Origin of the sequence: Mesorhizobium sp. M0045 (assembly GCF_040323385.1) — a bacterium.
Taxonomy (GTDB): Bacteria; Pseudomonadota; Alphaproteobacteria; order Rhizobiales; family Rhizobiaceae; genus Mesorhizobium.
In genome coordinates this window covers 1-5673 of the sequence record NZ_JAMYUY010000052.1, presented here as the reverse complement: position 1 = coordinate 5673, position 5673 = coordinate 1, and the positions used below count along the sequence as shown (strand labels likewise).

Here is a 5673-nt window from a genome sequence, read left to right as displayed (position 1 = left end):
GAAGATCAACGTCTCGACCGTGCTCGCCGGTCAGAGGCTCGGAATAAAGGAGGTCGACGACGGCATTTGGCTCGTAAGCTTCATGCACTATGATCTGGGATATATCGACCTGGAACAGAGAACCTTGCAGACCATCGACAACCCGTTCGGCACAAGGTTGTCACCCATGTCTTAGGTACATTCTGTTACCCATGTCTCCGGGTCGTACCCATTCAAAGGATGGCACGGGCAGCAGGGCTCGAACCTACGACCTGCGGTTTTGGAGACCGCCGCTCTACCAACTGAGCTATGCCCGTATGCGCATGTCGGCGCAGCAGGCGCTTCCTAAAAGCTTCCGCGCGCTCTGTAAAGAGCGACGTGCGCTGCCCAGCCTTCATCTGCGGAAGTCCAGGCGTCCTCCCGGCCATTTCCCGTCGATTCTCTGGTTGCTGACGATCAAGCCGACCCAGGGACGCACGATTTTCGGGTCGGTCAGATTGACATATTTTCCAACCAGCCCTTTCGCACCCTCGCGCCGCGCATCGATCAGCCCTTTGCGCACGCCATGATGCCAATCGAACAATAGGTAAACTCTCTCTCCCGCCGTTTTCACCTCGCCCCGGCCGGACTTCCACTTATCCTCGGCATCGCCCGGAATTGTGGGATCGGCACCGCCGTTCCATCGGCTGGACCAGCTGCCGTCGATGGTGTCGTTGCTGTTGCGGTCGCTTTCGGTGCCCCACGTTCCGGCGTTTTCATCACTTGCAGTTCCCTCCAGTTTCACGCCGGCGGCGAACGCCGACACCTCCTCGTCGTCGGGAGTGGGGACGTCCATGACGCCAAATGGATTTCGAGTTCCGCGACCGCTGTCAAAGGCGCTGTCTGAACTTTTCTTGCCTTCCGATCTCATCGCAAGCCTCCGGTTCTCAGTGTGGCCCCGCCAGTCGACGGCGACTTCAAACCGTTAGCCTGGAGGACCGAAACCTCCATAGCCACCCGTTTTCCTGGCCGGCGGGGTTTTCGACCGATTCGTGCCCGGTCAGTCTCCCGAAGGCGGCTTGTAGGGGCCGCCCGGCACCCCCCAACCCCAGGTCGGCATTGGTTCGCTCTCGGGATCGCAGGTCGGGCCCTTGTTGGAGTTCATCTTGGCCAGCCGCGATCCCCATTCGACATAGCCCATGAAGGCGGAGCGGAATTCGGGATCGTCAGGCAACCCGATCTCGTCGGCGGCGTCGGCGAGAAGATTGATCCAGCGCCGGCGCTGCTCCTCGGTCAGATGCTTGCCGAGATGATGCATCACCATCTCGCGATGGCCGCCGTGTTTTTCGCTGTAGGTTTTCGGTCCGCCAAAGACTTCGCCGATGAAAGCCGCGACGTGAGCGGGATGGTCCGGCGACATGTGCTTGAACACCGGCCCGACGATGGGGTCCCGAGCGACTTTGTCGTAGAAGGTCTGGGTCAGGCGGTTCAGCGCTTCGGAGCCGCCGGCCCATTCGAACAATGTCGGGACATCATGGCTCATTCGCGGTCCCTCCCATGTTGGTCTTCAACCGCGCTGGACGATAGCGGAAACATCGAGCGCCGCTCAACCTGCCTCGATGGCCAGTTTCCGAAGCCAACGCGCCTCTACAATTTGGCGGGCGCCTCGGCCTGTGCATTGGGCGAGAGCACCACGCGGCAATTGTCAGGCTTCGGCACCGATCTGCAGAGGGTGGCACCCATCAGCTCGTCCACTGATTGCGGCCCAGTCGTCAGTCCGACCCTCAGCATCACGTCAGGTTCGAGCTGACGTTCGACAGGAATGCGCTGAAGCGCCATGAACAGATCAGGGTTGATTGCCATCTCGTCAAGGTAAGCCTTAATCAGTTGGTCTTGTCCCATCAGGTAAAGGCTGAGTAGCGCCCGTGAACCGACAAGCCGCCTGACGCCCCCAGCCAGCATCAGCGCGCAGGCCGAATCGCAGTCGCCTTTCGCATCGCTGGCCACTCCGGCATAGGCGCCATCTTTGGCCAAGCAATTCCACTCTCCCGGGTCGCAGCCAACGAAATCGGTGCGGGCAACGGCGACGTCGAGCTTCTTTTCACGGATAAGTCGCCCCACCGCCAGAGCGCTGAACAAGTCGCCACCTCGCGAGCTCACCACTATAGGCAGCCGCCGGCTGCCAAGCGTTGCGAGGAACTGGCCCAGCTTCTGCGGGGTCCGGCTCGTGATTACGCCTTGGGCTGATATCCATTCCGGGCAGTCGGGATTGCAGGACGAATTGCTGCCACGAACCATCACGAAGCGCATCTCGGGTGCCCCAGCCCGCGCTGCCCCGAGCGGCAGAGCCCACATCCATTCCGGGCAGTGGGGCTCGCACATCGGATCACTGCCGCGAACGAGTATGAAGCCCTTGTCCGGCGCCTCCTTTCCTGGCGCTACCTGGACCGGCTGAGCAGGTGCCTCCCTGACCGGCTGAAAAAGGGGGACTTGAGCCGGCTGAGAAGATCCGGCCTTCGCCTCGATCGCTGCCACCTTGGCCAGTTTGGCATTCGCAGGGATCTCTCTGCAGTTCGTCGGCGCAGGACTCCGCCGGCAAATGCCCGCCTGCGTAAGCATGTCGAGAGAGTCCCTGCTGGTGACCAGCTTCATCGTCAGCATGTCATCGAGGGCGATCTGCCGGATGTCGCTGGCGGGCGTGGCCTTCATTCTGTCGAGCACGCCCCGTTCGACACCCATCTCCCTGAGATAGGCCGAAAGCCTCCTCTCAATCGCCTTGCTCATCTCATAGGTCTTGTAGCCGACATTGTCTTGAGTGACGGTTTCTGTGGTGATCTTGTATTTTTTGCCCCGCACAACTCGATAGGTGGTTCGATATTGCCGTGTTGTGCGGAAATGAGTCGTAGTGATCTGATGGACGCCTAGATAGGCCCAACCGCCGACCACGCGTCCGACGCCTCCGGCAAACATCAGCGGACACGCGGAGTTGCACATGGCGCCCCCGTCAGACGCAATGCCGAAATATGCGGCGCCCTTGCCGTCATTGGCTCGGCAATCCTTCATCCCAGGCCAACAATCGGAAAACTTGGTCGTACCGACGGCGATATCGAGCTTGTTTTTGCGGATTATTCGACCAAGCTGGAGCGCCGCATCGACATTGCCGCCCGGGGAATTGACGATAATCGGCAGTTTGCGGCGGCCGAGCGTCTTCAATACGCGCTTGAGCTGCGCTGGCGTGCCCGCTTCTATGGCGCCTTCTGCCGAAATCCATTCCGGACAGTTAGGCTCGCAGCCGATCGCATTGCTCCGCACGACTGCGAATCGCATGGGCGAGAGATCATCGGAGAATATCTTCGGATCGGTCCAAGTCGTCGGATCGGACCATTTCGGGAAGACATCCTCGGCCTTCGCCGCAAAGGCAACCATCGCAAATGCGACCGTCGGCGCCAGGCGAACCAACCCGCGCCACCACCTTGCCCTACTGTTTGAACGGCGTTCTGGAACCACGCTCGGCAAAAGCCCCCTTGATGCAACCGATAATAGTTGCGGCGATGGTGCTTGCAATAGCTTTGAAACACCCGCGCAAGATTGTTCTGGCCGGAGTCAGCAGACGAAAAAGGGCGACCCGAAGACCGCCCTTTCGCGTCCGATCTCGACCGGCAATGCCGGCGCCGATTACTCTTTGATGGATCCTGGCACCGACGGTCCGGCTGCCTGCACGGATAGCGAAGCGCAGCTTCTCTTCCATGGCGATCGGCACGATCAGCTCGCGGCTATCATGCCCGCGTTACGATTTGACCGGCGTGCTGGCCTGAGCCTTGGCGCCCGAGATCTCGCGGCAGTTCTCCGGCCGTGGCTCCGATCTGCAGATGCCGGGGCCTGTCAATTCGTCTGCCGATTGATGCCCTGTTGTCAGCCCGTATTTCAGCATCCTGTCGAGATCGAGCTGCCGTTCGACCGAATATAGCTGAATTGCCGTAAACAGACCGGGGCCGATGGCCATGTCCTCAAGATAGGCCTTGACCTTTTGCTCCTGCCCTACCGAATGCACGCTCAACTGTGCACGCGGGCCGACCAGGCGTTTGACACCGCCGGCGAGCATGATCGGACAGGCCGAGCCGCAACCGCCGCCGGCATCGACCGTGAGCCCGCTGTAGATGCCGTCTTCGGCCGTGCAGTCGGCCTGCCGCGGCTCGCAGCCAATGAAATCCGTCCGCGCCACGGCAACGTCGAGCTTGCGTTCGCGGATCAGCCTTCCGGCCGCCAAAGCACCGAGCACGTCACCACCCGGCGAGTTGATGACGATGGGCAGGCGCCGATCGCCGACGCTGTCAAGCAGTTGGCGCAATTTTTCGGGCGTGTCAGCGGTAATTGCGCCTTCGGCCGAGATCCATTCCGGGCAGTTGGGATTGCAGAGCGGGTTGGTGCCGCGGACCAGGACGAAGCGCATGTCAGCGACCTCCTGCGCCGGCGGAGTTTCGAGCCCTGAAGGTACAGGTTCGGCGTTCGCCACAACTTCCCCGGCCGGCTTCGCGATATTCGCCGGCACCGGCACTTCCCTGCAACTCGCCGGTAACGGATCGGATTTGCATAGAGTTGGCGCGGTCAGCAGGTCGACGGCATCCAGACTGGTTACGAGATTCATTTGCAGCATGTCATAGGGGACCAGTTGCTGAATGCTGCTAGCCGGCGTGCTTTTCATGGTCTCGAGCACGCCCAGGCCGACGCCCATCTCCTTCAGATAGGCCTCCAGCTTCCGCTCCAGCGGTTTGTTCATTTCGTAGGTCTTGTAGCTGCCCGCGTTCTTCCGGCTGACGACCCTGGTACTGAGTATCTTCTTCTTGCCTTTCACCATGCGGTAGGTGGTGCGGTACAGCAGTTTCGTCCGGATATAGGTCGTGGTGATCTGATGGACGCCGAGAAAGGCCCACTCCCCGACCACGCGCCGGATGCCACCGGAAAACATCAACGGGCAGGCGGAATTGCAGATGGCGCCGTTGCCATAGGCATCGCCGAAATAACGGGCGCCCTTGCCGTCGTTTTCCTTGCAGTTCTTCATATCTGGCAGGCAGCCGGCGAAGCGGGTTTTGCCGACGGCGATATCGAGCTTGTTCTTGCGGATCAGGCGACCAAGTGTCAGCGCCGCTTCGACATTGCCGCCAGGGGAATCGACGACGATCGGCAGCTTTCGGCCGCCAAGCGCCTTCAGCGTGCGTTTGAGCAGGGCGGGCGTGCCGGCTTCTATGGTGCCTTCCGCCGATATCCATTCCGGGCAGTTGGGCTCGCAGCCCGGCGCGCTGCTGCGGACGACGACGAACCGCATCGTCGGGCCGAGATCCGGCGTGGATTTTTCCGGCGTGGATTTCTTTGCATCCGCCGCAAAGGCAGCGTGGCCCATGGCAAGCAACGACACCAGGCAGATCAGCCCTAGCGACCACCATGCCTGACTATGCAAACGGCGCCATGGAACCATTCTGGCAGCCCCCTCGATGCAACCTATACTAGTTATGGCAGAGGCGCTTGCAACAGGATTTGAAGCAATGCGGTTAATCCATTGCCGGAATATCAGAATCAAAAGGGCGGCCCGAAGACCGCCCTTTCGCATCCGATCTCAACCGGCAGCGCCGGCGATTACTCTTTGATGGTGACGACGATGCCGGCACCGACGGTGCGGCCGCCTTCACGGATGGCGAAGCGCAGCTTCTCTTCCATGGC

The 5673-nt window shown here is 60.9% G+C and carries 5 protein-coding genes, 1 tRNA gene and 1 pseudogene; 1 reads left to right on the top strand and 6 read right to left on the bottom strand.

The genetic code is table 11. The features are described from left to right. A pseudogene (locus NKJ72_RS30650) lies at positions 1-175 on the top strand (transposase); the annotation flags it as partial. 45 nt (positions 176-220) lie between these two features. On the opposite strand, the gene NKJ72_RS30645 reads toward NKJ72_RS30650, so the two are convergent. The 6 genes from NKJ72_RS30645 to NKJ72_RS30615 all read right to left on the bottom strand — a co-directional run. Beyond that, positions 221-296 (bottom strand) — tRNA-Trp (locus NKJ72_RS30645). A 77-nt stretch (positions 297-373) separates the two neighbouring features. Further along, on the bottom strand, positions 374-889 hold the full coding sequence (locus tag NKJ72_RS30640; protein ID WP_352480757.1) for a hypothetical protein: 516 nt from the start codon (positions 887-889) through the stop codon (positions 374-376). Positions 890-1018: 129 nt separating this feature from the next. Beyond that, on the bottom strand, positions 1019-1501 hold the full coding sequence (locus NKJ72_RS30635; protein ID WP_352480756.1) for a group II truncated hemoglobin: 483 nt from the start codon (positions 1499-1501) through the stop codon (positions 1019-1021). Between the two features lie 104 nt (positions 1502-1605). Beyond that, positions 1606-3285, bottom strand: a complete 1680-nt coding sequence (locus tag NKJ72_RS30630; RefSeq protein ID WP_352480758.1) for a COG3904 family protein — start codon at positions 3283-3285, stop codon at positions 1606-1608. A gap of 460 nt (positions 3286-3745) precedes the next feature. Next, positions 3746-5431, bottom strand: a complete 1686-nt coding sequence (locus NKJ72_RS30620; RefSeq protein ID WP_352480755.1) for a COG3904 family protein — start codon at positions 5429-5431, stop codon at positions 3746-3748. A 158-nt stretch (positions 5432-5589) separates the two neighbouring features. Further along, positions 5590-5673, bottom strand: an 84-nt coding sequence (locus NKJ72_RS30615; RefSeq protein WP_455749504.1) for an EF-Tu C-terminal domain-related protein, incomplete at its 5' end; no start/stop codon positions are given.